Genomic DNA, 448 nt, shown 5'->3' with positions numbered 1-448 from the left:
AACTGGCCCGTCGCGCACCTCGCGCACCGGCTCGGGGACGAGAGCCGCCGCCTCGACGAGACCGGCGTCCGCACCAGTTTCGCGCTCGCCTTCGGCGCGCTGGACGACGCGGCGGCCCGCGCCTACCCGCTGCTGTCGCTGCTCGACGTGCCGGAGCTGTCGGTGCCCGTCGCGGGACGGCTGCTCGACGTCCCGGACCGCGAAGCCGAAGGGATGCTGGAACGGCTGACCGACGAGCACCTGCTCACCACGCCCGCGCCGGGCTGGTACCGGCTGCACGACCTGCTCCGGCTCTACGCCCGCGAGCACGCCGCACGGCTCACCGAAGGCGAACGCGCCGCCGCGATCACCCGCGTCGTCGAACTCTGCGCGGCCGTGGCGTGGCGGAGCATGGCGCTGGTTTCGGCGGCTTCGCACCGCCACGACTGGGCCGCCGGGCGCTGGGCGG

At 75.4% G+C, this 448-nt stretch carries 1 pseudogene; it reads left to right on the top strand.

The features are described 5' to 3' along the window. Positions 1 to 448 (top strand): annotated as a pseudogene (locus tag G3I65_RS53345) (hypothetical protein); the annotation flags it as partial.

Source organism: Amycolatopsis sp. SID8362, from assembly GCF_010550475.1.
Lineage (GTDB): Bacteria > Actinomycetota > Actinomycetes > Mycobacteriales > Pseudonocardiaceae > Amycolatopsis > Amycolatopsis eburnea.
This window is presented reverse-complemented; position numbering and strand designations above follow the sequence as displayed.